The following is a 23,706-nucleotide window of genomic DNA, read 5'->3' as shown; positions in this document are numbered from 1 at the left end:
GCCTGGGTGGCGCCGTCCTCGCCCCCGGCCGTGCCGTCGGCGGCGGGCGCCCGCAGCCCGTCGGACCCCCCCCCCACCCCCACGACCGTCTACGCGGCCCGGTGGTAGAAGAACGGGTCGATGGACGGGGGCACCCGCGTCACGTTGTCGAGGTCGAGCAACTGGTGGCTCACGAAGTCGGCGTGGCGCTGGTACGTCACCCCCTCCGGGAAGTTGGCGTGGTCGGGCGTGTTGTTGCCCGAGAACACCCCGTAGAAGTCGCGGCCGACGGTGAGCAGCCGCATGTAGTCGCCCAAGAACGGCAGGAAGCGCGCCGTGGGCACGTTGGCCGGAGCCTGGTGCAGCACGTGGCGTTCCGGCTGGGTCTTCCAGTCGTCGGCCGTCAGCTCCAGCACCGTCGCCCACTGCCCCTGGCCGAACTGCTGGTAGGCCAGTCCGAGCAGGGCGTCCGCGTTCGCGGCCAGCGCCGGGTTCTTGGCGTTGGTGACGGTACGGACATCGTCCGACCAGGTCTGCCCGAAGTCGGTCGAGTGGCGGACGTGCAGGATGCAGCCGACCCCCGCCGACGCGCCGACGCGGTCGCACCAGGCCACCCAGACGCCGGCCACGTCCGTGGGGTCCACCGCGATCGCGAGGTCGCCGCCGAGGCGCTCCTGGCCCATGAACGCGTTGAACCTCTCGACCCGCCCCGTCGCCACGCGCTGGCCGATGGCCGAGTCGTCGGCGTCCTTCAGGTCCTGGAAGGGGTTGGCCCCGACGCCTCCGTTGTCGTCACGGCTGACCACGACGTCGAAGGTGACGTTGGTGATGTCGCCCCCGCCGTCGGTGGCGTCCTGCCAGCTCTCGAAAGCCGCGTAGACCGTCCCGCCGGGGTGGAGCGCGATCCGTACGGGCGGCCCGTCCTGGCCTGCCGTGGTGCGCTGTTCGATGCGGTTGCGGGTGAATCCGGCGGGCGCCGGCGCCGTGCGGGCGTCGACGGAGACGTCCACGGCGGCGGATCTGGGCCGGCCTCCCAGGTCGTTGTTGGCGACGTAGACGCGGTCGCGGGTGGTCCCGTTCTCCTGGACGCTGCCGGCCACGACCCACGGCTGGTCCGGACTGTCCCGGGAGACGAGGACCTGCATGGGCGACGTCGAGGAGATGCCCGGCGAGCGCAGGATCTGCATGCGCAGGACGTCCTGGAGGGAAGCCTGGGCGTTGAGGATGCCCGCGTACAGGGCGCCTCCCTTGGACGCGAAGCTGACGGAGATGTCCCCGGTGCCGAGCTTCGGGGTGCCTCCCGGGACGATGCTTCTCAATGTCCAGGTGTCCCCGCCGTCGGTCGACACGTAGACCGGGGCGAGGGAGCCTCCCATGGGGTCGGGTGTGAACGCGGTCGCGACCACCTCGTTGGGGTGTTCAGGGTTGACGGCGAGGCCGGGCTCGGCGTCCTGGGTGCGGTCGCCGCTCAGCGCGACGGGAGTGATGTTGACGACTTTGAGCGTGGGCATGTCCGGTCACCTCCGTGCCGCCTGCAGCGCTTCTAGCTTCTGCACCGGCTGGTAGTCATCGGGGTGGAGGATCTGGAACGGGGCCCACTGGGCCAGGGCGCCCTCGGTGGCGTGCAGGAACCACATTCCCTCCTGCGAGGCGTGCGGCTTCGGCGCCTGGTACCAGCGGAAGTCCCGGCTGTTGGGGTAGAGCACGGTGAGCCGCCCCTCGGCGGCCTCCCCCTCCTCCACGTGACTCACGTCGAGCCGCGCGAGCCACCAGTTGGGGGCGTGCTCCGAGACGTGCTCGCCCTGCTCCCCCTCGCCCCCCGGCCCCTCGCCGCCCGCCCGGCCGCGGGCCACCTGCTCCAGGCCCACGACGACGCCGATCACGACCGCGTCGGCTTCACCGGCGTGCGTGACCATGTCCTCGTCCTCGATGTCGCGCTCCAGCGCGGAGAACGGCATCGCGTCGGCGGTCCTGGCGGCGCGGGAGAGGTGCGGCTGGACCGCGTCCGCGGACAGCCGTCCGATCTCCTGGACGGCGAGCCCTTTGCCGTAGACCGTTCCGTTGGTGAAGAACGCGGCCGCGTCACCGACGGCCGGCGGGTCGATTTCCGCCGACAGCTGTACGGTGACCTCGCTGCCGGCGAGCTTCTTGAAGGCGTCGGGTGCGTGCAACACCGCGTCCACCTGGACCACGGCGGTCCGCTCGTCGACCGGTACGTCCGCCACGCGCGCGTCTCCGAGCCTCGTGACCGTACCGACGAAGCTGAGCGGCGCCTGCCGGATGAGGTCCCTCACATCCTCAGGCATGGCAATCCTCCTCTTGCCTCGGCTTGCCTCGGCCCGGCTCCGCTACCGCGAGGCGTGCGCGCCGGCCGGGTGGGTTCTGCGCCACTCCATCCGCGCCCCGAGGGCGCACAGGACGGTGACCAGGGCCGTGGCGGCCACGATGAGCCACTCAAGGGCGCCGCTGCCGGCATCGGGATCGACGCCGAAGAGGAGCTCGATCCAGTCCCGCCGGACGAGCGTGACCAGGAAGAGCAGCCCTGACAGGGATCCCAGGGCGATCTCCGCCCAGAAGCGCGTGCGGACCGGGCTCGTGGGGTGGTTCTGGAGCATGTGGAAGGCCATCGCGCGGCCTCCCCTCTGTGACTGCGCCGGTGCGCTGCCCGTGCGGGGCACCGGCTCGGGGTGAAGGGTCCGGGTCGTGGAGCCACGACCACGCCGCCGCCGGCGTCTACGGGACGGGGCCTGACGGCGTACACCTACGATGCACACGTACTACGTACGTCCAGTCTCCGCGCGCCCCCGACCCCGGTCAAGGCCTGCCCGACGGCGGGGGCAGGTGGACGGTCAGGCGTGGTTGACGGGGAGGACGTCCGGGGAGAGGGCGCCCGCGTGGGCCGCGCCGGAGGTCATCCGCCTGCGGTGGTGGCGGCGGCAGAGGACCTCGTACCCGATCTCCTCCGCCGGGCGGTTCACGTCGCCGACCACGACCTGCGCGCCCTCGACCACCATCTCGCCGCCCACCGTGCGGGCGTTGTGCGTGGCACGGGCCCCGCACCAGCACAGGGCCTCCACCTGGAGCTGCTCCAGCCGGTCGGCCAGCTCGATCAGCCGCTGCGAACCGGGAAAGAGCTTGGTCCGGAAGTCCGTGGTGATGCCGAAGGCGAACACGTCCAGGCCCAGGTCGTCCACGATGCGCGCCAGCTGGTCGATCTGGACGGGGGCCAGGAACTGCGCCTCGTCCACGATCACGTAGTCCGCCTTGCCGCCCTTGGAGAGCTGGGCCACCAGGTACGCGTACAGGTCCATGCCCTCCGGCGCCTCGACCGCCTCCGTCACCAGCCCGAGGCGGGACGAGAGCTTGCCCTCGCCCGCACGGTCGTCACGGGTGAAGATCACGCCCTGCAGGCCCCGCGCATCGCGGTTGTGGGCGATCTGGAGCGCCAGTGTGCTCTTTCCGCAGTCCATCGTTCCGGAGAAGAACACCAGCTCGGGCATGGGGAGCAGGACCTTTCGGGTCAGGGAGAGGGAACGGCGGGGTGGGGGGGGAGGCGTCAGGAGCGGATTTCGAGCAGCGGGACGAGCTGCTCGGCCGGGGTCATGGAGCCGTGCATTCCGGTGAGCGCCGACTCGTTGGGCTCGTTGCGCGAGGCCGTGATCGCGACATCGGCCTGGGCGGCCGCGACCACGTCGCCGATCCGGCCCAGGACCCGCTCGTCGCATTCGCCCGGTGCGCCGAACCAGCCCAGTTCCAGGGCTTCTTCGCGGCTCGCGATCCAGAAGCGGTCGCCGAGCACCTCGCGCCAGACGGTCAGCACGTCGGCCTCGGCGCCCGGTACGGCGTACACGTGCCGGGCCCGGCCCTCGCCGCCCAGCAGGGCCACGCCCGCGCCGAGTTCCCAGTCGTCGTCGTAGTCGATGCGGGAGTCCTCGTCGAAGGGGACGTCCACCATGCCGTGGTCGGCGGTCACGTACAGCGCGGTGCGGGGCGGGAGTTGCTCGGCGAGGCGCTGGACGAGGCGGTCCACGTACATCAGCTGGCCGCGCCAGGCGTCGGAGTCGACGCCGTGCCGGTGGCCGGCCCCGTCGAGCTCGCTGTAGTACGTGTACACGAGCGAGCGGTCGCCGGCCGCGAGGCGCTCGGCCGCCAGGTCCATCCGCTCCTCGCCGGTCATCCGGCCGAGGAAGGTGCCGCCGCTCAGCGCGATCTTGGTGAGCGGGGTGCTCTGGAAGGCGGGGGCGGACACCTGGGCCGTGGCCACTCCGGCCGCATCCGCCTGCTGGAAGACCGTCGGGTACGGCTGCCAGGGCTTGGGCGAGGTCCACGGCTGCCAGCGGAGCTGGTTCATCAGTTCGCCGGTGGCCGGATTGCGCACGGCGTAGCCGGGCAGGCCGTGCCGGGCCGGCGGCAGGCCGGTGCCCACGGAGGCCAGCGAGGTGGCGGTGGTCGCCGGGAAGCCCGCGGTGATCGGGCGGCCGGTGCCGCCGCGCGAGCTGCCGAGGAGGGAGGTGAGGTACGGGGCCCACTCCGGGTGGGCCTTGATCTGCTCCCAGCCCATGCCGTCGACCAGGAACACGCAGTTCCGGTCGGCCGGGGTCAGCTCGGGGATCGAGGCCTCGAAGCCGGGTACGCCCTGGCCCGCGACGAGGGTGGGCAGCAGGTCGGCGAGCGAGCCCGAGCCGTACTCCGGGACGGGGGCGCCGGCCAGGTCCAGCAGTTCCGGCTCGTCCTGCCAGTTCTGCGCCGCGGCGGTGTACGCCATCAGCGGGCGGGGCCGGCGGACGAGGCCGCCGTGGCTTCGGAGAGGGCCTGGGCGAAGAGCAGCGTCTGGCGGACCGCCTCGGGGCCGTCGCCCGCCTCGCTGACGCGCAGGCTGAGGTCGTCGGCGGTGGAGTTGCCGGTGTACCCGTGGTCGGCGTCGCAGTTCTGGTCCCCGCAAGCGGCGGGTTCCAGATCGATGCGCGAGACCGCGCCCCAGCCGATGGTCAGGACGACCTCGCGGGGCAGGGTGCCCGGGGTGTAGGACTCCGGGTTGGCCACGACGCGGCTGAGGACCACGGAGGAGATGGTGCCCAGCTTGACCGACTCGGTGGAGGTGGTCGCGTACGGCGACGGGGAACCGGCGTCGGCGGCCTGCTCGTCGGTGTGGCTCACGATGAAGCGGTTGCCGGTCAGGACCAGCACGGTGACGTGCCTGCGCACCTCGTTGGAGTCGAAGGTCGTCTCCTGGTGGACCAGGTACGAGAAGATCGGCTCGCCGCCCACCGCGGCCTCCACGGCCTCGGCCACGAGGGCCGGGTAGTAGCCGCTGCGCTCGATCGCCGTGCGCAGCCCCTGGGTCGTCGTACCGGATTTCGCCATGAGGTCCATCCTAAGGCCCGTTCGGGGCACCCCGGCCGCCCCGGACCGCCCCGGACCGCCCCGGTCCGCACCGGCCCGCGCCGGTCCGGGGCTCAGTAGCTGGGCAGGGTCCGCGGCCCGAGGTCCCCGCGGGCGGGCGGGTGGGCGACGCGGACGGTCGCGCTGAGCACGGAGAGCCCGTCGGTGGCGACGACCACGGGCTCCAGGGCCACCCCGACCACCTCCGGGTGGTCGTCGACGAGGCGGGACAGGCGCAGGAGCAGTTCCTCCAGGGCCGGGGTGTCCACGGGGTCGCTGCCGCGCCAGCCGAAGAGGAGCGGGGCGGTGCGGATGGAGCGGATCAGGCCGGCCGCGTCCCGGTCGGTGGCGGGGACCAGCCGGTGGGCGGTGTCGCCGAGCAGTTCGGAGGCGACTCCGGCGAGCCCGAAGGAGAGGACGGCGCCGGCCGCGGGATCGATGACGGAGCGGACGACGGTGTCGACGCCCCGGGGAACCATGGACTGGACCACGGGGAGCAGCTCCTGCGGTCTGCCCAGCGCTTCGGTGAGCTCCCCGTAGGCCCGGCGCAGGTCGGCCTCGGTGTTGAGGTCGAGGCGTACGCCGCCGAGGTCGGAGCGGTGGCGCAGGTGGGGGGCGGTGGTCTTCAGGGCCACGGGGTAGCCGAGGACCTGGGCGGCGCGGGCGGCGGAGTCCGCGCTGGGGGCGGGGAGCGTGGGCAGCACCCGGATCCCGTACCGGGCCAGCAGCTCGCGGGCGTCGGGGTCCGGGAGCTGGAGCGCCTCCGTGTCCCCTACGTGCGCCAGCAGCCGGGAGAGCTGTCCGGCGGCCCCGCTCTCGTCGATGTCCTCGTACTCGGGCACCTGCCCGGCCTCGGCGGTGGCCCGCCGCCACTGTCCGTACCGCACGGCCTCGGCCACGGCCTTGACGGCCCGCTCGGCGGCGGGGTAGCTGGGGATCCGGATCGCGTCGCCGCCGGGTGCGTCCGGGCCCGCCGGCAGGCTTTGCGGCCCGGCCGGGGCGGAGGGCGCGGAGCCCCCGTACGGGGAGAGGGCGGGGTGGGGGAAGGTGCCCGCGGGGGCCGTGGCCGCCGAAAGGGCTTCGGCCAGGGCGCCCAGTTCCACGTGGACGACGGCCACCGGCTTGCCGGGGTGCTCCGCGACCGCCGCCCGCAAGGCCTCCGCCAGGTCGTCGGCCAGGGTCTGCTCGCTCACCCAGGGGATCGCGGTGACGACCACCGCGTCGTTGTCCGGCGAGGCCAGCGCCGCGGCGACCGCCTTGCGGAAGTCCTCCGGCGAAGCGGCGGTGGTCAGGTCCAGCGGCGCCAGCGGCCGCAGCCCCTCCGTCAGGCACGCGTCGTAGGTGAGCACCCCGAGCGACTCGGAGTTCCCGAGGATCGCCACCCGCGGTCCGGCCGGTACGGGCTGCGAGGCCAGCAGCAGGCCGACGTCCACCAGCTCCGTGACGGTGTCGACGCGGATCACGCCGGCCTGCCGCAGCAGCTCCGACACGGTCGCCTCGGGCAGCCGGGTGCCGGGGACCACGTGTCCGGCGGGGGTGTGGCGGCCGCCCTTGGCGACGACCACCGGCTTGACGGCCGCCGTGCGCCGCGCGAGCCGGGTGAACTTCCTCGGGTTGCCCAGGGTCTCCAGGTACATCAGCGCGACGTCGGTCGCCTCGTCGTCGTACCAGTACTGGAGGATGTCGTTGCCCGAGACGTCCGCCCGGTTCCCGGCGGAGACGAAGGAGGACAGCCCTTCCCCGCGCCGCAGCAGCCCCGAGAGCAGCGCGATGCCGATCGCCCCGGACTGCGTGAACAGGCCGACCCGTCCCCGCGCGGGGGCCGGGGCCGGGGCGAGCGAGGCGTTCAGCCCCACCTCGGGCGCGGTGTTGATCACCCCGAAGGCGTTCGGCCCGATCAGCCGCATCCCGTACGAGCGCACCTGCCGCACCAGTTCGCGCTGGCGGGCCAGGCCTTCGGGCCCGCTCTCGCCGTATCCGGCGGACAGCACCACCAGCCCCTGCACCCCGTGCTCACCGCAGGCCGCCACCGCCTCCGGGACCCGTTCGGCGGGGACGGCGATCACCGCGAGGTCGACCGGGGCTCCGATGTCGCCGACCGTGCGGTAGGCCCGTACGCCGTCCAGCAGGCCGCTCGCGATGCCGGGGGCGCACGCCTCGTTGACGGCGTAGAGGTGGCCGTGGAAACCGCTGTCGCGCAGGTTGCGCAGGGCGGCCGCGCCCACTCCCCCGCCGGAGCGGCTGACTCCGATCACCGCCACCGATCCGGGGGCGAGGAGCCGTTGCACGGACCGGGCCTCGGCGCGCTGTTCGCGGGCGCGCTGCACGGCGAGGGACTCGGCGGTGGGTTCGAGATCGAGGGTGAGGTGGACGGAGCCGTCCTCGAAGCTGCGCTTCTGCTGGTAGCCGACGTCCGTGAACACCTTGATCATCTTGGTGTTGGCGGGCAGCACCTCGGCGGCGAAGCGCCGGATGCCGCGCTCGCGCGCCACGGCGCCGATGTGTTCGAGCAGCGCCGAGGCGACCCCGCGGCCCTGGTGGGCGTCCTGGACGAGGAAGGCCACCTCGGCCTCGTCGGAGGGCCCGTTGGCCGGGCGGCCGTCGGAGCCGATCCGGTCGAAGCGGACGGTGCCGATGAACTCGCCCCCGATCGTCGCGGCGAGGCCCACGCGGTCCACGTAGTCGTGGTGCGTGAAGCGGTGCACGTCGCGGTCGGAGAGCCGGGGATAAGGAGCGAAGAAGCGGTAGTACTTGGACTCGTCCGAGACCTGCTCGTAGAAGCTGACCAGCCGGCCCGCGTCGTCGGTGGTGATGGGCCGGATCCGGGCGGTTCCGCCGTCGCGCAGGACGACGTCGGCTTCCCAGTGGTCCGGGTACGAGGGGTCCGACTCGGTGGTCATGGGGCCACCTTAAGGCTCGAACGGTTCGGGTGGCCTGGGCGCGGCGCATCGGGCAAGCTGTCCCGAATCAGTGCAAGCTGGGACAGGTCGAACGGCGGGATTTTCGGGCCGAAGGTCGGTCCGACCATTCCGGGCGTCGTGAGAGACTGGTCTAGACAACCGTAAGAACCTGAAGGGCATCACCATGGCAGAGCGCCGCGTCAACGTCGGGTGGGCCGAGGGCCTGCACGCTCGTCCCGCCTCGATCTTCGTCCGCGCGACGACCGCTTCCGGCGTCCCGGTGACCATCGCGAAGGCCGGCGGCGACCCCGTCAACGCCGCCTCCATGCTGGCGGTTCTGGGCCTGGGCGCCCAGGGCGGCGAGGAGATCGTCCTCTCGTCCGAGGCCGATGGCGCCGAGGCCGCACTGGACCGCCTCGCGAAGCTGGTCGCCGAGGGTCTTGAGGAGCTCCCCGAGACCGTCTGAACCCCTCGGGTTCGACCTCGCGGACTTGCACGGCGAAGCCGTTGCCGACCGACCACCGTCGGGGGGCAACGGCTTCGCTGCGTTTCAGCCGCACCGGGCGCGCGAATCGGGCGCGCGCGGCTGGTTAATCAGCCCGGCGGCAGGCTTGGCCGGAAATGCGCGCGGCGCACCCGGACACGAATTTCCGCGAATTGCACGGGCCGTGATATCCCCCGATGCCCCGCGGATATCCGACCTTTGTATACGGCGTTTGTTAATGCCGGCCGCTCGCCATGTTTACGGCAGGTTGCAAAGTCCTCACCCTGATCCGGTACGCTCCCGCCGCGCGGTCGACGTGGGCCGCGGTCAGCGTCCGGGCCCGCTCGGCGTCGCCCCGGGCCACCGCGTCCACGATCGCGCCGTGCTCCGCCCAGGACTCCACCGGCCGCGCCGGGGACTCCACCACGTACATCCAGGCCAGCTTGTGGCGCATCTGGGTGAGCAGCGTGATCAGGCCCGGACTGCCCGACGCCTGGGCGAGCGTCTCGTGGAACCAGCCGCCCAGGGAGCGCAGGTCCTCCCCCTGCCCCCTCCTGGCCCTCTCCTGGCCCAGCCTGACCAGCCCCCGCAGCACCTTGAGGTGGGCCTCGCCGCGGCGCCGGGCGGCCCGGGCGGCCGCCAGGGGCTCCAGCAGCATCCGCAGTTCCAGGAGGTCGGCCGCCTCCTGCTCGGTCGGCTCGGCCACGCAGGCGCCCGCGTGCCGGCGGGTGGTCACGAACCCCTCGGACTCCAGCGTGCGCAGTGCCTCGCGCACCGGGACGCGCGAGACTCCGTACCGGCGGGCCAGCACCTCCTCGGTCAGCCGGCCACCGGGTTCGAACACCCCGGAGACGATGTCGTCGCGGATTGCTGTGCATACCGTGTGCGCGGGAATACGCAAGACCGGACCTCCGCCTTTTTCGTATGGCTGTACGCACTGCGACTCTATTGCAACACACGATAATTTCCGAGGACGGCCGGAAATACGAAACATTCACACAACGCGAAGGCCCCGGCTCGGAGAGAGCCGGGGCCTTCGGGAAGACACGCGTGCGGCGGAGCGTCGTGCAGCCTGCGTCGTGCGGCCTGCGTCAGACGTTGACGCCGTGGGAGCGCAGGTACGCGACCGGGTCGATGTCCGTGCCGTACGCCTCGCCGGAACGGGCCTCGAAGTGCAGGTGCGGGCCGCTGGAGTTGCCGGTGGAGCCCGACAGGCCGATCTGCTGGCCCGGGGTCACCTGCTGGCCGACGGAGACGCTCAGCGAGGTCATGTGGCCGTACTGGGTGTAGGTGCCGTCGGCGTGCTTGATGACGACGTTGTTGCCGTACGCGCCGCCCCAGCCCGCCTCGACCACGGTGCCCATGCCGACCGCGTGCACCTCGGTGCCGGAGGCGGCGTGGAAGTCGATGCCGGTGTGGCTGCCGGAGGACCACATGCCGCCGCCCGCGTGGTACTGGGTGCTGACGTAGGAGTCCGTGATCGGGGCCACGAAGGTGTTGAGGCGCTTGCGCTCCTCTTCGCGGGCCGCGCGCTCGGCGGCGTCACGCTCTTCCTTGGCGCGGGCTTCGGCCTTCGCCTTGGCCTCGGCAGCCCGCTGCTTCGCGTCGGCCTCGGCCTGCGCCTTGGCGGCGGCGGCCTCGGCGGCCCGCTGCTGGGAGTGGGCCTGCGCCTGGATCTCGCCGGCGAGTTCGTCGGCCACCACGATGGTGTTCAGGCCGGTGTCCTCGACGGTGGGGGCCTTGTCCGCGGCGAACGCCGGGCCGGCCAGGGAGCCGACGACACCGGTGGTGACGACGGCGGCTATACCGGCGTAGCCGGCGGTCTTGCGGCTCAAACGACTGGAACCACGGTGCTTACCGGCGGCACGACTGCCAAAGGCCATGAAGGGGCTGATCCTTTCCTTCCCTCTCGCCTACCGGGTTAGCTGACGGGTTCGGAGCAGGAAGGTCTCCTACGGGCCCCCTCTCGCGAGGCGGTCCGATTCACCCCAGGGACACATGTGGGTCCCCGGCTCCCCAGGCTCGCGCCTGACGGGGACTCGGCGATCGCTGTCCGGTGCCGCGGACGCGGCGGTTACAACTGACGGACAGCACGGCCGACGCTAGGCGGATCATCAGTCAATCGCCAAACAGACACGCCCTTTTGTTGCGTACGCCACACCACATTCGAGCAACCACGCGACCAAACGGACAAAAGGGGCCCCTGCGGACAAGCCGCCAGAGCCCCTCCTGTGACCGCCGAACGGACGGTTTCCGTCCGGTCAGTTGGTGACCACGGTGACCTCGCCGATCCCGAGGGCCCGTACCGGCTCCTCGATCTGCGAGGCGTCGCCCACCAGCACCGTGACCAGGCGGTCCACCGGGAAGGCGCTGACGACCGCCGAAGTGGCCTCCACCGTGCCCGTTTCGGCGAGCCGCGCGTACAACTGCGCCTGGTAGTCGTCCGGGAGCTCCTGCTCGACCTGGTCGGCGAGGGTGCCCGCGACCGAGGCGGCCGTCTCGAACTTCAGCGGGGCCACGCCCACCAAGTTCTGTACCGCCACGTCCCGTTCGGCGTCGGTCAGGCCGCCCTCGGCGAGGGTGCGCAGCACCTTCCAGAGGTCGTCCAGCGCCGGGCCGGTGTTCGGGGTGTCCACCGAGCCGCTGATGGCGAGCATCGAGGCGCCCTTGCCGTCGGCGGTGGAACGCAGCACCTGGCCGAAGGCGCGCACGCCGTACGTGTACCCCTTCTCCTCGCGCAGCACCTTGTCCAGGCGCGAGGTGAGGGTGCCGCCCAGGCAGTACGTGCCGAGCACCTGGGGCGCCCAGACCCGGTCGTGCCGGTCCGGCCCGATGCGGCCGATCAGCAACTGCGTCTGGACGGCGCCGGGCCGGTCCACGATGACCACGCGGCCGCGGTCGTCGGCGGTGATCGGTGCGACCGGGCGGGGCTCGGTGGTGTCACCGGTCCACGCGCCCAGGGTGTCGGCCAGGACGGCGTCCAGGTCGATGCCGGTCAGGTCGCCGACGATCACCGCGGTGGCGGTCGCGGGGCGTACGTGGGCCTCGTAGAAGGCCCGTACGGCCGCGGAGTCGATCCGCGCGACCGTGTCCTCGGTGCCCTGGCGCGGGCGGGACATCCGCAGGGACGCCGGGAACAGCTCCTTCGAGAGCTGCTTGGCGGCGCGGCGCTGCGGGTTGGCCAGCTCGTGCGGGATCTCGTCGAGCCGGTTGCGCACCAGGCGGTCGACCTCGGCGTCGGCGAAGGCCGGCGCGCGCAGCGCCTCGGCGACCAGCCCCAGCGCCTTGTGCAGGCGGGAGGCCGGAACCTCCAGGGAGACCCGCAGGCCCGGGTGGTCGGCGTGCGCGTCGAGGGTGGCTCCGCAGCGCTCCAGCTCGGCCGCGAACTCCTCGGCGGAACGCTTGTCGGTGCCCTCGGACAGGGCGCGGGACATGATGGTGGCCACGCCGTCCAGGCCCTCGGGCTCCGCGTCGAGCGGGGCGGCGAGGTTGATCTCGACGGCGATGACCTGCTGGCCCGGCCGGTGGCAGCGCAGCAGGGTCAGGCCGTTGGCCAGGACCCCGCGGTCGGGGGCCGGGAAGGCCCACGGCTGCGGCTCGCCGGCCCGGGGCCGCGGGTGGAAGGTCATCGTGACGGCTGCGGTGTCGGCTGCGGTGTCGCTCACTGCTCCGCCCCTTCGTTCTCGTTCTCGTCGCTGTTCTCGGCCGCATCGGCCGACTCGTCCGCCGCGATCGGCTCGTACACGAGCACCGCGCGGTTGTCCGGGCGCAGTCGGGCCGCGGCCACGGCCTGGACCTCCTCGGCGGTGATGTCGAGGACCCGCTGGACGGCGGTCAGCGCCAGCTGCGGGTCGCCGAACAGCACCGCGAAGCGGCACAGTTCGTCGGCGCGGCCGGACACCGTGCTCAGCCGGTCCAGCCACTCGCGCTCCAGCTGGGCCTGCGCGCGCTCCATCTCCTCAGCCGTCGGGCCCTCGGCGGCGAACCGCGCGAGCTCCTCGTCCACGGCCGCCTCGATGGCGGGCACCTCGACCCCGCTGGAGGTCTTGACGTCCAGCCAGCCGAGCGAGGGCGCACCGGCCAGGCGCAGCATGCCGAAGCCGGCGGCGACGGCGCTCTGGTCGCGGCGGACCAGGCGGTTGTGGAGCCGGGAGGAGTCGCCGCTGCCGAGGACGGTCAGCGCCACGTCGGCGGCGTCGCACTCGCGGGTGCCGTCGTGCGGGAGCCGGTAGGCGGCCATCAGGGCGCGGGCCGGCACCTCCTCGACGATCTCCTCGCGCAGCTGCTCGCCCATGATGTCGGGGAGCGAGCCGTCGCGCGGCGGCTGCTTGCCGTCGTGGCCGGGGATGGTGCCGAAGTACTTCTCGACCCAGGCGAGCGTCTGCTCGGGGTCGATGTCGCCGACCACCGAAAGCACCGCGTTGTTGGGCGCGTAGTACGTACGGAAGAAGGTGCGCGCGTCCTCCAGGGACGCGGCGTCCAGGTCGGCCATCGAGCCGATCGGCGTGTGGTGGTACGGGTGGCCCTCCGGGTACGCGAGGGCGGTCAGCCGCTCGAAGGCCGTACCGTACGGGACGTTGTCGTAGCGCTGGCGGCGCTCGTTCTTGACGACGTCGCGCTGGTTCTCCATGGACTCCTCGTCCAGGGCGGCCAGCAGCGAGCCCATCCGGTCCGCCTCCAGCCACAGGGCGAGCTCCAGCTGGTGCGTCGGCATCGTCTCGAAGTAGTTGGTGCGCTCGAAGCTGGTGGTGCCGTTGAGGGAGCCGCCGGCCCCCTGGACCAGTTCGAAGTGGTCGTTGCCGGACACGTTCTTCGAGCCCTGGAACATCAGGTGCTCGAAGAGGTGAGCAAGGCCGGTACGCCCCTTGACTTCGTGGCGCGAGCCGACGTCGTACCAGAGGCAGACCGCGGCGACCGGGGTCAGGTGGTCCTCGGACAGCACCACGCGCAGGCCGTTGGCCAGCCTGTGCTCGGTCGCTGTGAGGCCGCCGGAGCCGGCCTGGGCTGTGGCCGTGTGACCCATGGGCATGTGGTCCCTTCGATCGCGATGCAGAGATTCCTGTCAGACCTGCCACTGTATGCAAGCGTGTCGGCGACCGGAGAAGTTCCCGGCCCAGTCCTGGGTCGGAGTCGGCGTTGTCGGTGCCTCGGGCCACAATGGTCCGCGTCACCCCTGTCCGAAACCCGGCCAGGCCCACCAGCCCACCCCGTGAGAGCTCAGCTCATCCCGATTCTTGGTTAAGGAGCCGCGCAGCGATGGCCCGCCGCAGCACGAAGACCCCGCCGCCGGAGGATTTCGAGGAGAAGATCCTCGACATCGACGTCGTCGACGAAATGCAGGGCTCCTTCCTCGAGTACGCGTACTCGGTGATCTACTCCCGCGCCCTGCCCGACGCACGCGACGGCATGAAGCCGGTGCACCGGCGCATCGTCTACCAGATGAACGAGATGGGCCTGCGCCCCGACCGCGGCTACGTCAAGTGCGCGCGCGTCGTCGGCGAGGTCATGGGCAAACTGCACCCGCACGGAGACGCGTCGATCTACGACGCCCTCGTGCGCATGGCGCAGCCCTTCTCCATGCGGCTCCCGCTGGTCGACGGCCACGGCAACTTCGGCTCGCTCGGCAACGACGACCCGCCGGCCGCGATGCGCTACACCGAGTCCAAGATGGCCGACGCCGCGTCGCTGATGACGGACGGCATCGACGAGAACACCGTCGACTTCGCCGCGAACTACGACGGCCAGGAGCGGGAGCCGGTCGTACTCCCGGCCGCGTACCCGAACCTGCTGGTCAACGGCGCGTCCGGGATCGCGGTCGGCATGGCCACCAACATGGCCCCGCACAACCTGGGCGAGGTCATCGCGGCCGCCCGCCACCTGATCCGCTACCCGGAGGCGGACCTGGAGGCGCTCATGCGCTTCGTACCGGGTCCCGACCTGCCCACCGGCGGCCGGATCGTGGGCCTCGCGGGCATCAAGGACGCCTACGAGAACGGGCGCGGCACCTTCAAGATCCGCTCGACGGTGGCCTTGGAGGACGTGACCCCGCGCCGCAAGGGCCTGGTCGTCACCGAACTGCCCTTCACGGTCGGCCCCGAGAAGGTCATCGCGAAGATCAAGGACCTGGTCGGCTCCAAGAAGCTCCAGGGCATCGCGGACGTCAAGGACCTCACCGACCGTTCGCACGGCCTGCGCCTGGTCATCGAGATCAAGAACGGCTTCCACCCCGAGGCCGTGCTGGAGCAGCTGTACAAGCTGACGCCGATGGAGGAGTCCTTCGGCATCAACAACGTCGCGCTGGTCGACGGACAGCCGCTGACGCTGGGCCTCAAGGAGCTCCTGGAGGTCTACCTCGACCACCGCTTCGAGGTCGTGCGGCGCCGCAGCGAGTTCCGCCGGGGCAAGCGGCGCGACCGGCTGCACCTGGTCGAGGGCCTGCTGGTGGCCCTGCTCGACATCGACGAGGTCATCCGGATCATCCGGGACAGCGACAACTCCGCCCAGGCCAAGGAGCGCCTGATGGAGCGCTTCTCGCTGAGCGAGATCCAGACCCAGTACATCCTGGACACCCCGCTGCGCCGCCTCACCCGCTTCGACCGGATCGAGCTGGAGTCCGAGCGCGACCGGCTGACCGGCGAGATCGACGAGCTGACCGGGATCCTGGACTCCGACAACGAGCTGCGCAAGCTGGTCTCCTCGGAGCTCGCCGCGGTGGCGAAGAAGTACGGCACGGAGCGCCGTACGGTGCTGCTGGAATCCGCCGGGACCCCGGTCGCGGCGGTACCGCTGGAGGTCGAGGACACCCCGTGCCGGGTGCTGCTGTCCTCCACCGGCCTGCTGGCCCGCACCGCGAACGCCGATCCGCTTCCCGAGGAGGAGGGCGGCGCCCGCGCCAAGCACGACCTGGTCGTCTCGCAGGTCGCGGCGACCGCTCGCGCCGACATCGGCGCGGTCACCTCGTACGGGCGGCTCCTGCGGCTCTCGGTGATCGACCTGCCGCAGCTGCCGGACACCCACGCCGCGCCGAACCTGGCGGGCGGCGCCCCGGTCTCGGAGTTCCTCTCCGGGCTGGAGGCCGACGAGAAGGTCGTCTGCCTGACCTCGCTGGACGAGTCGGGGCAGGGTCTGGCGCTCGGCACCGAGCAGGGCGTGGTCAAGCGGGTCGTGCCGGACTACCCGGCCAACAAGGACGAGCTGGAGGTCATCACCCTCAAGGACGGTGACCGGATCGTCGGGGCGGTCGAGCTGCGCACGGGCGAGGAGGACCTCGTCTTCATCACGGACGACGCCCAGCTGCTGCGCTACCCGGCGGGCCAGGTGCGCCCGCAGGGCCGCCCGGCGGGCGGTATGGCGGGCATCAAGCTGTCCGACAACGCCAAGGTGATCCACTTCTCGGCCGTGGACCCGGCGCGCGACGCCGTGGTGTTCACGGTGGCCGGCTCGCACGGGACGCTGGACGACTCCCTGCTGTCCGTGAAGCTGACCCCGTTCGACCAGTACCCGCGCAAGGGCCGGGCCACCGGCGGCGTCCGCTGCCAGCGCTTCCTGAAGGGCGAGGACCTGCTGGTCCTGGCCTGGGCGGGCGGCTCGCCCGCCCGCGCGGCGACGGCGAACGGCACCCCGGCCGAGCTGCCGGCGGTGGACCCGCGCCGGGACGGCTCGGGCACCTCGCTCCCGGTCGCGGTCGCGGCGCTGGCGGGGGCCGCGCTTTAGGAGGCGGGAGGTCATTCGGGTGGTACGTCCAGGGGACGTACCACCCGAATGGCGACTAGTGTTTTCCCTCTTGGCACGGTCGGGTGGGGCGGGGAGACACGGATCTGATGAGTCGTCGGTCGGGCGGATTGATCGGGGACTGGGCCGAGGCCCAGCGCCGGACGCAGCAGACACAGCTGATCCAGCAGCGCGAGGCGGAGCGCCGGCAGCGGACCTACGAACGTGACGTGGCCCGGGGTCAGCGTGAGCAACAAGCGGCCCACCGGCAGCGCCGCGAGGCCGAGGCACTGCGGCGGACGGCGCAGATCGACTCCGAAGTCGCCGCCCTGCAAGGCCTGCTGGTCGCGGGGTGCCGGGCACCGGCGTTCCGGACGGCCGCCCTCGCCCGGCCCGAGCTGCTGGAGCCGTTCAATCCCGGGACGCTGGCGAACCCGGTACCGATGCCGCGGATCGACCAGTTCCAGCAGCAGAGCAGCGGCTGGACCCTCGGCTCGGGCGGGCGGGCACAGGCGGAGCGCGAGGCCCACGACCGGTACACCCAGGCTTGGCAGGCCGCCCATGCCGCTGAGGCGCAGCGGCAGCAGCAACTGGCGGCGTACCGGCAGCAGTACGACCGGTGGGCGGCGGAGCAGCTCGCCGAGATCCGGGCGCACAACAGCGGGCTCACCGAGCTGACGGCGGCGCTGCGCACCGGCGACGCGGAGACGGTGGTGGAGTACTTCTCGGCCGCCCTGTACGCCTCTACGGCCTGGACCGAGGCGCTGCCGAGGCAGTTGGCGGCGGCGTACGACCCCTCGGCGCGCCAGCTGGTGCTGGACTGGGAGCTGCCCGGGTACGCGGTGGTCCCGGAGGCCAGGGCGGTCCAGTACCTGCCGAGCACGGACCAGGACAAGGTGAAGCCCCGGCCGGTCACGGAGCGGCGGGCGCTCTACCGGGACCTGCTGGCCCAATGCGTGCTGTTGGTGGTGCGCGAGCTGTACGCGGCAGACGAGTTCGGCGTGCTGGACTCGGTCGTGGTCAACGGCTTCGTGGACTGCCCCGATCCGGTGACCGGGCAGGAGGCCCGGTTCGTACTCGCCACGGTGTCGGTACCGCGCAGCACGTTCGCGGGACTTCGGCTGGAGCAGGTCAGCGCGGTGGACTGCCTTGTCGAAGGCCTGCGCGGGCAGTTGTCGACGCGGCCCGACCAGCTGACGGCCGTGCGGGCGGGGCGCCGCCCGGAGGAGGTCGGCGCCGTCGTCAGCCACGGCGGGAACGGGGGCGGTGGCGAGGAGGAGCCCGACCTCTTCGCGATGGACCCGATCGCCTTCGAGAACCTCGTCGCGGAGCTGTTCCGGGCCATGGGCATGGAGGCGGTGACCACGCAGCGCTCCGGCGACGGCGGGGTGGACGTCGAGGCGCTGGACCCGGCCCCGATCCGGGGCGGGCGGATCGTGGTGCAGGTCAAGCGCTACCGCAACACGGTCGCGCCGACGGCCGTGCGCGACCTGTACGGGACGGTCCAGGACCGGGGGGCGAACAAGGGGGTACTGGTCACCACCGCGACCTTCGGACCCACGTCGTACGCGTTCATCGCTGACAAGCCGCTGGAACTGGTCGACGGAGCCACGCTCGTGGACCTGCTGCACCAGCACGGACTGCGCGGACGCCTCGGCGGAGGCCCGGCGGCCCCGGTCCCGGCCCAGCGAACGGGCGAGTCCGAGCCTCCCGCCGAACGGAACGTGCTCGGCATGTCCTGGGCGGGTCCGGTCGTGCTGGACGTGTGCGCGCTGGTCTGCGAAGGCAACCGGGTGCTGAGCGAGGACCACTTCGTGTTCTTCAACAACCCCAGCACCCCCGACGGTTCGGTACGGGCCCACGCGCACTCGGCACCCGACAAGGCGGCGCTGGCGGTCGTCTTCGACGCCCTGCCGCTCCGCGCCGACCGGCTGGTCCTCGTCGCCGCGATCGACCCGGATGCCGATCCGCACGCCGACCTGGCGGGCTTCACCGACGCCCGGATCCGGCTGCTGGGACCCGGCGGCGAAGAGCTGGGCCGCCTGGAGGTATCGGACGGCCGCGCCGGCGAGACGGCCCTGGTCCTGGGCTCTTTCCGGCGCCGCGCGGGCGGCGACTGGGACTTCGTCCTCGGCGGCAAGGGCTACCCGAACGGTCTGGAACCCCTCCTCGGCGACTTCGGCATCGAGGTCGCCTGACGGGACCGCCGCCCTCACGGTTCCTCTACGTCGACCTCCGCCTCGGCATCGGCATCGGGAGCCGGTTCCGCCGGGCGGTGTACGTAGCGCAGGACGCCCCACATGGACTCCGGTCCCGCGCTCCGCGGCTCCGCCGCCCGGCACGCCTCCAGCTCGCGGAGCAGCCCCGGGCCGTCCGTGCCCGAGCCGATCAGGACGAGCTGCGTCAGGCGCGGCTCGCCCCGGCCCCAGGAGTGCGGGGAGAAGCGGAGGAACCGGCCGACCGCGTGGACCTCGTAGCACTCCTCGTGGCCGGGGACGCCGAAGTAGACGAAGCCCTTGATCCGGTAGAGCCCGGCCGGGCGGCGGTCGAGGAACTCGATGAACCGGCGCGGGTCGAGGGCCTGCTCGGACACGAACTCCGTGCTCTCGTACGCGGCGTGCGCGTGATCGGCGTGATCGGCGTCGTGGCCGTGGTCGTCCGCCTGTGCCAGCAGGTCCTCGAAGGAGAGCTGACCGCGGGTCTCGGTCCACGGCCGCCGGTCGAAGAGCAGCTCCGGGTCGATCCGCCCGTGATCCGCGCCGACGACCGGGATCCCCGGCGCGCAGAGCCCGCCGAGCACGTCCTCGATCCTCGCCCGCTCGCCCGCGTCCACCCGGTCGGTCTTGTTGAGCACCACCAGGTCCGCGACGGCCAGGTGCCGGTCGGTCTCCGGATGCCCGGCCCGGGTCGCGTCGAACTCCGCCGCGTCGACGATCTGCACCATGCCGCCGTACCGGACCGCCGGATTCTCGTTGGCGACGAGCATCCGGACCATCTCCTGGGGCTCCGCCAGCCCGCTCGCCTCGATGACGATCACGTCGATGCGGTGGACGGGGTCGGCGAGCTTCTCCAGGTACGCGTCCAGCTCGCTGCCGTCCACCGCGCAGCACAGGCAGCCGCCGCCGAGGGAGACCATCGAGTCGCCGAGCTGGCCGGCCACCGACATCGCGTCCACCTCGATGGAGCCGAAGTCGTTGACGACGACCCCGATCCGGGTGCCTCCCCGGTGGGTCAGGAGGTGGTTGAGGACGGTCGTCTTGCCGGATCCGAGGAATCCGGCAAGGACGATCACGGGGATGCTGTTCACCTGATCGATCGTACTCAGCCGGTGTACGCCTCCAGCTCGCCGAGCTGCCCGGCCGGCCAGCCGGTGTTCCCGGTGACGCTCAGCCGCAGGTGGCGCAGGTTCGTACCGTCCGGGAGGGCGATGGTGACCTTGTTGCCGCTCGCCGGATCGAAGCGGTAGCCCTGGGTGTGCGAGGACTCCGAGACCGGCCGGCCCTGGGCGAGGTTCCGCGTGGGGTCGGGGTCGGGGTGGGCGTGGGCGTCGGTGTGGGCGTCGGCGTCGGGGTCGGCGTAGGCGTGGGTGTCGGTGTCGGGTCCGGGCCCGGCTGGTCGTTGGCCGGCGGGAACGGCCCGCAGTAGGTGTTCGGCAGCTTGGAGTTCCAGCCGGAGTTCTCTCCGCCGCCACGTTGTCGGTGACGGAGTCGCTCATCGCGCCGCCGATCGCGTTGACCTGGTCGTCGTCGACGCGGGCGGCGATCTCGCCGATGATGGCGAAGTCCTTCAGCGTGACGTTCCGGCTCAGCCCGCCGCCCTCGTACGGGCGTATCTGGCCGCCGTATCCGCCGCAGCCCTGTACGTACTTCCCTTGAAGTGCTCTCCCGGCTGGAGCCGGGGGATTCCTGCCTACCTTGCGGTGGCGGGCTTGACGCGTTTCGCGCGCCTGACGACTGCCCTTCCGGCAGCCGGGAGGAGCGCGAGGCCCATCCGGTACAGGTGCAAGACGTTGCGGGCCGCGTTGTGGTCGGCGTTGCCCGACCATCCGCAGTCCGGGTTCTTGCACACGAACAGGGCCTGGGACTCCCGACTGCCGGGCGTGGTGATGCCGCACGCGGAGCAGCGCAGGCTGGTGCCGGAGGCGTGGACCCTGTGCAGGGCGCCGCCGTGCCGGGCGGTCTTGTACGTCAGCATGGTGACCGTCCGGCCCCACGCCTCCCCGCTGATCGAGCGGTTCAGCCCCGTCTTCTGGGCGACGTTCCTGCCCGGCTCCTCGATGGTCCCCTTGGCGGACTTGACCATGTTCGTGATGGTGAGCGCTTCGACCACGACCGTTCCGTACGTGCGGGCGATGGTGGTGGTCGTCTTGTGCTGCCAGTCCAGGGCCCGGCGCTTGGCTTTCGCACGGAGTCCCGCGATCTGGTCGGACGGACGAGGCGGCGGTCGCGGCGGGGGCCGCCAGCAGGGGCAGGGCGGCCGCCGCCCCGAGTACGGCGGTGGTGGCCAGCGCGGCGACCAGCGCGCTCGCCGGCCTCCCGCGTGCTGCGATTCGTGCTGCTGCGCTCATGACGGTGGGACCTCTCCATGCGGTGCTACGGGGTGTGGTGCGGGGAGGCGGTGCGTGTGGAGCGGTGGTGCCTGTCGGGCAGTGGTTCCGGCGGTCTGGCCGCGGCGTCAGGTCCGCAGCCAGACCGCCGTGTCCTGCGCGAGCAGCCCGCCGTCGTCCAGGGCGGAACTGCTCAGCAGGAGATCGGTGTGGGCCGGCAGCGGTACCGGCTCCGGTGACAGGTTGGCCACGCAGACCAAGCCGTCGGGGCGGGTGAAGGCCAGCACCCCGGGCGGCGCGTGCAGCCACTCCAGCGATCCGCCGCCGAAGCCGCCGGCGGCGCGGCGCAGCCACAGGGCCGTCCGGTAGAGGGTGAGCATCGAGTCCGGGTCGCCGGCCTGGCGGTCCGCGGCGTACGTCGCCCAGTGCGGGGGCTGGGGCAGCCAGGCCCCGTTCCACGGCTCGGCGGTCCAGGGCAGCGGGACCCGGCATCCGTCGCGGCCCGGGTCGGTGCCGCCGGAGCGGAAGTGCATGGGGTCCTGGATGCGGTCGAGCGGGATGTCGGCCTCGGGCAGGCCCAGTTCCTCGCCCTGGTAGACGTACACCGCGCCGGGCAGGGCGAGCGTGAGCAGCGCGGCGGCGCGGGCCCGCCGGGTGCCCAGGTCCAGGTCGGTCGGGGTCCCGAAGGCCTTGGCCGCGAAGTCGAACCCGGTGTCGGCGCGCCCGTAGCGGGTGACCGTGCGGGTCACGTCGTGGTTGCACAGCACCCAGGTGGCCGGGGCGCCGACGGGGGCGTGTTCGGCGAGGGTCTCCTCGATGGACGTGCGCAGCCGGCCGGCGTCCCACGGGCAGCTGAGGAAGGAGAAGTTGAAGGCCGTGTGCAGCTCGTCGGGGCGCAGGTAGCGGGCGAACCGCTCGGAGTCCGGCAGCCAGACCTCACCGACGAAGATGGCTCCGTACTCGTCGGCGATGGCGCGCCACGAGCGGTAGATGGTGTGCAGGTCGTCCCGGTCGATGTACGGGTGGACCTCGCCGGGCCAGGGTTCGGGCGAGCGGCCGGCCAGGTCGGGGAGGGCCGGGTCCTTCGCGAGCAGGGCCGCGGAGTCGATCCGTACGCCTGACACTCCGCGCTCGAACCAGAACCGCAGGACCTCTTCGTGCTCCCGGCGGACGGCGGGGTGGTCCCAGTTCAGGTCGGGCTGCTGCGGGGTGAAGAGGTGCAGGTACCACTCCCCGTCGGGTACCCGCGTCCAGGTGGCGGCGCCGTTGAACTGCGAGGGCCAGTCGCCGGGCGGCAGTTCCCCGTGCGCGCCGCGGCCGGGGCGGAAGTGGAACAGCTCGCGCTCCGGGCTGCCGGGGCCGGCGGCGAGGGCGGCCCTGAACCAGGCGTGCTGGTCGGACACGTGGTTCGGGACGATGTCGACAATGGTGCGGATGCCCAGCTCACGGGCTTCGGCGATGAGCTTCTCGGCCTCGGCGAGGGTGCCGAAGGCGGGGTCGATGGAGCGGTAGTCGGCGACGTCGTAGCCGCCGTCGGCCAGCGGGGAAAGGTACCAGGGGGTGAACCAGAGGGCGTCCACTCCCAGTTCGGCGAGGTAGGGGAGGCGGGCCCGGACGCCCACGAGGTCACCGGTGCCGTCCCCGTCGCCGTCGGCGAAGCTGCGTACGTACACCTGGTAGATGGCGGCCGAGCGCCACCAGTCGGCGGCGTTTTCGGGCAGGGGAAAGTCAGCCACGGAGGGGTCCTTTCACGGCGTTCTTTTCACAGCGTTCTCTTCACAGGGGGCGGCCGGGCGCGGCGGCGGAGCGGGGCTGTCACCCCTTGAGGGAGCCTGCCGTCAGGCCGCTCATGATGTTGCGCTGGAAGATCAGGAAGATGATGAGCGTGGGCGCGGAGGCCATCGCGAGTGCCGCGACGAGGTGGTTCTCGGGGACCCCCCTGGCCAGCGAGTAGATGCCGACGTTGAGCGTCTGCAGGGCCGGGTCGGGGAGGGTGAGCATGGGCCAGAGGAAGTCCTTCCAGACTCCGACGACCGCGAAGATCGACACGACTCCGAGGACGGGCCGGGACATGGGCAGGACCACGGAGCGCAGGGTGCGCAGGGCGGAGGCCCCGTCGATGGCGGCGGCGTCGAGGATCTCGCCGGGGATGGAGTCGAAGAATCGTTTCAGCAGGAAGATGTTGAACGCGTTGGTGACGGAGGGCAGCCAGATCACCCAGGGCGTGTTCAGCAGGTTCCGCTGGATGATCGGCATGTCCAAGACCGTGAGGTACTGCGGTACGACGAGCACGGTGGCCGGGATCATCAGGGTGCCCAGCATCATGCCGAGGACGGCCTTGCCGAAGACGGGCCGGAGCTTGGACAGCGAGTAGGCCGCGGCGACGTCGAGGACGAGCTGGAAGGCCAGGGCCCCGAAGGCGTAGTAGAGGGTGTTGAACAGCAGCTTGGCGAGGTCCATGACCTTCCAGGCCGCCGAGTAGTTCTCGGTGTGCAGGGAACCCGGTACCAGGGTCGGCGGGACCTGGGTGAACTCCTGGGTGCTCTTGAGGCCGTTGGCGACCATCCAGTAGAGGGGGCCGAGGAAGACGACGGTGAAACCGACGAGGACCAGGGCGAGGACGGACCAATAGGCGATCTTGCCCCGGGTGCGGCCGAGTTGGGCCGGCGATATCAGCGTGCGCTCTGCCATGTCAGGTGCTCCCG

At 72.0% G+C, this 23,706-nt stretch carries 17 protein-coding genes, 1 pseudogene and 1 riboswitch; of the genes and pseudogenes, 3 read left to right on the top strand and 15 right to left on the bottom strand.

Features of this window, described 5'->3' with window-relative positions:
* Positions 1–89 precede the first annotated feature (89 nt).
* The 7 genes from ACFXDJ_RS13820 to ACFXDJ_RS13790 form a co-directional block, all read right to left on the bottom strand.
* Entirely contained in the window at positions 90–1,490 is a 1,401-nt protein-coding gene (locus tag ACFXDJ_RS13820) for a hypothetical protein (RefSeq protein WP_384655478.1), read from the bottom strand.
* A 6-nt stretch (positions 1,491–1,496) separates the two neighbouring features.
* A complete protein-coding gene (locus ACFXDJ_RS13815; RefSeq protein ID WP_384655481.1) occupies positions 1,497–2,285 on the bottom strand; it encodes a hypothetical protein in 789 nt (262 codons plus the stop codon).
* Positions 2,286–2,327: 42 nt separating this feature from the next.
* Positions 2,328–2,606 carry an ABC transporter permease gene (locus ACFXDJ_RS13810; protein ID WP_384655483.1) on the bottom strand — a complete coding sequence of 93 codons (279 nt, stop codon included), beginning with the start codon at positions 2,604–2,606 and terminating at the stop codon, positions 2,328–2,330.
* Between the two features lie 222 nt (positions 2,607–2,828).
* The gene (locus ACFXDJ_RS13805) at positions 2,829–3,479 is read right to left on the bottom strand and encodes a thymidine kinase (RefSeq protein ID WP_384655486.1); all 651 of its coding nucleotides are present in this window, start codon (positions 3,477–3,479) and stop codon (positions 2,829–2,831) included.
* A 56-nt stretch (positions 3,480–3,535) separates the two neighbouring features.
* Positions 3,536–4,744 (bottom strand): alkaline phosphatase family protein, encoded by a 1,209-nt coding sequence (locus tag ACFXDJ_RS13800; RefSeq protein WP_384655488.1) that lies wholly within the window; start codon positions 4,742–4,744, stop codon positions 3,536–3,538.
* Positions 4,744–5,343 (bottom strand): DUF5998 family protein, encoded by a 600-nt coding sequence (locus tag ACFXDJ_RS13795; protein ID WP_384655491.1) that lies wholly within the window; start codon positions 5,341–5,343, stop codon positions 4,744–4,746. Before ACFXDJ_RS13795 ends, ACFXDJ_RS13800 begins: the two co-directional genes overlap by 1 nt.
* 92 nt (positions 5,344–5,435) lie before the next feature.
* Positions 5,436–8,261 (bottom strand): GNAT family N-acetyltransferase, encoded by a 2,826-nt coding sequence (locus ACFXDJ_RS13790; RefSeq protein ID WP_384655494.1) that lies wholly within the window; start codon positions 8,259–8,261, stop codon positions 5,436–5,438.
* 184 nt (positions 8,262–8,445) lie between these two features.
* Here ACFXDJ_RS13790 and ACFXDJ_RS13785 point away from each other — a divergent pair, with 184 nt between their 5' ends.
* Positions 8,446–8,727, top strand: coding sequence for an HPr family phosphocarrier protein (locus ACFXDJ_RS13785; protein ID WP_250746483.1), 282 nt, complete (start codon positions 8,446–8,448; stop codon positions 8,725–8,727).
* A 253-nt stretch (positions 8,728–8,980) separates the two neighbouring features.
* Here ACFXDJ_RS13785 and ACFXDJ_RS13780 read toward each other — a convergent pair whose 3' ends face one another.
* The 4 genes from ACFXDJ_RS13780 to ACFXDJ_RS13765 form a co-directional block, all read right to left on the bottom strand.
* Positions 8,981–9,646: a GntR family transcriptional regulator gene (locus ACFXDJ_RS13780; RefSeq protein ID WP_371618276.1), complete on the bottom strand. Its 666-nt coding sequence runs from the start codon at positions 9,644–9,646 to the stop codon at positions 8,981–8,983.
* Between the two features lie 190 nt (positions 9,647–9,836).
* On the bottom strand, positions 9,837–10,628 hold the full coding sequence (locus ACFXDJ_RS13775; RefSeq protein ID WP_384655497.1) for a M23 family metallopeptidase: 792 nt from the start codon (positions 10,626–10,628) through the stop codon (positions 9,837–9,839).
* A gap of 12 nt (positions 10,629–10,640) precedes the next feature.
* Positions 10,641–10,800: riboswitch (cyclic di-AMP (ydaO/yuaA leader) on the bottom strand.
* Between the two features lie 206 nt (positions 10,801–11,006).
* Positions 11,007–12,374: a M16 family metallopeptidase gene (locus ACFXDJ_RS13770; RefSeq protein WP_384655509.1), complete on the bottom strand. Its 1,368-nt coding sequence runs from the start codon at positions 12,372–12,374 to the stop codon at positions 11,007–11,009.
* Between the two features lie 32 nt (positions 12,375–12,406).
* Positions 12,407–13,768 (bottom strand): M16 family metallopeptidase, encoded by a 1,362-nt coding sequence (locus ACFXDJ_RS13765; RefSeq protein ID WP_384655499.1) that lies wholly within the window; start codon positions 13,766–13,768, stop codon positions 12,407–12,409.
* A 233-nt stretch (positions 13,769–14,001) separates the two neighbouring features.
* Here ACFXDJ_RS13765 and ACFXDJ_RS13760 point away from each other — a divergent pair, with 233 nt between their 5' ends.
* Both ACFXDJ_RS13760 and ACFXDJ_RS13755 read left to right on the top strand, forming a co-directional pair.
* Entirely contained in the window at positions 14,002–16,458 is a 2,457-nt protein-coding gene (locus ACFXDJ_RS13760; RefSeq protein ID WP_384655502.1) for a DNA topoisomerase (ATP-hydrolyzing) subunit A, read from the top strand.
* Between the two features lie 107 nt (positions 16,459–16,565).
* A complete protein-coding gene (locus ACFXDJ_RS13755; protein WP_384655504.1) occupies positions 16,566–18,653 on the top strand; it encodes a restriction endonuclease in 2,088 nt (695 codons plus the stop codon).
* Positions 18,654–18,667: 14 nt separating this feature from the next.
* On the opposite strand, the gene ACFXDJ_RS13750 is transcribed toward ACFXDJ_RS13755, so the two are convergent.
* From ACFXDJ_RS13750 to ACFXDJ_RS13735, 4 genes and pseudogenes are all read right to left on the bottom strand, one after another.
* Positions 18,668–19,762: a CobW family GTP-binding protein gene (locus tag ACFXDJ_RS13750; protein WP_384655506.1), complete on the bottom strand. Its 1,095-nt coding sequence runs from the start codon at positions 19,760–19,762 to the stop codon at positions 18,668–18,670.
* A gap of 602 nt (positions 19,763–20,364) precedes the next feature.
* Positions 20,365–20,880: pseudogene (locus tag ACFXDJ_RS13745) on the bottom strand (RNA-guided endonuclease InsQ/TnpB family protein); the annotation flags it as partial.
* Positions 20,881–21,129: 249 nt separating this feature from the next.
* Positions 21,130–22,737 carry an alpha-amylase family glycosyl hydrolase gene (locus ACFXDJ_RS13740; RefSeq protein WP_384653359.1) on the bottom strand — a complete coding sequence of 536 codons (1,608 nt, stop codon included), beginning with the start codon at positions 22,735–22,737 and terminating at the stop codon, positions 21,130–21,132.
* 79 nt (positions 22,738–22,816) lie between these two features.
* Positions 22,817–23,692: a carbohydrate ABC transporter permease gene (locus tag ACFXDJ_RS13735; protein ID WP_384653361.1), complete on the bottom strand. Its 876-nt coding sequence runs from the start codon at positions 23,690–23,692 to the stop codon at positions 22,817–22,819.
* Positions 23,693–23,706 lie beyond the last annotated feature (14 nt).

Source organism: Streptomyces sp. NPDC059443 (assembly GCF_042750105.1).
GTDB lineage: Bacteria > Actinomycetota > Actinomycetes > Streptomycetales > Streptomycetaceae > Streptomyces.
The sequence above is the reverse complement of the archived record's forward strand: the minus strand, read 5'-3'. Positions and strand labels throughout refer to the sequence as shown.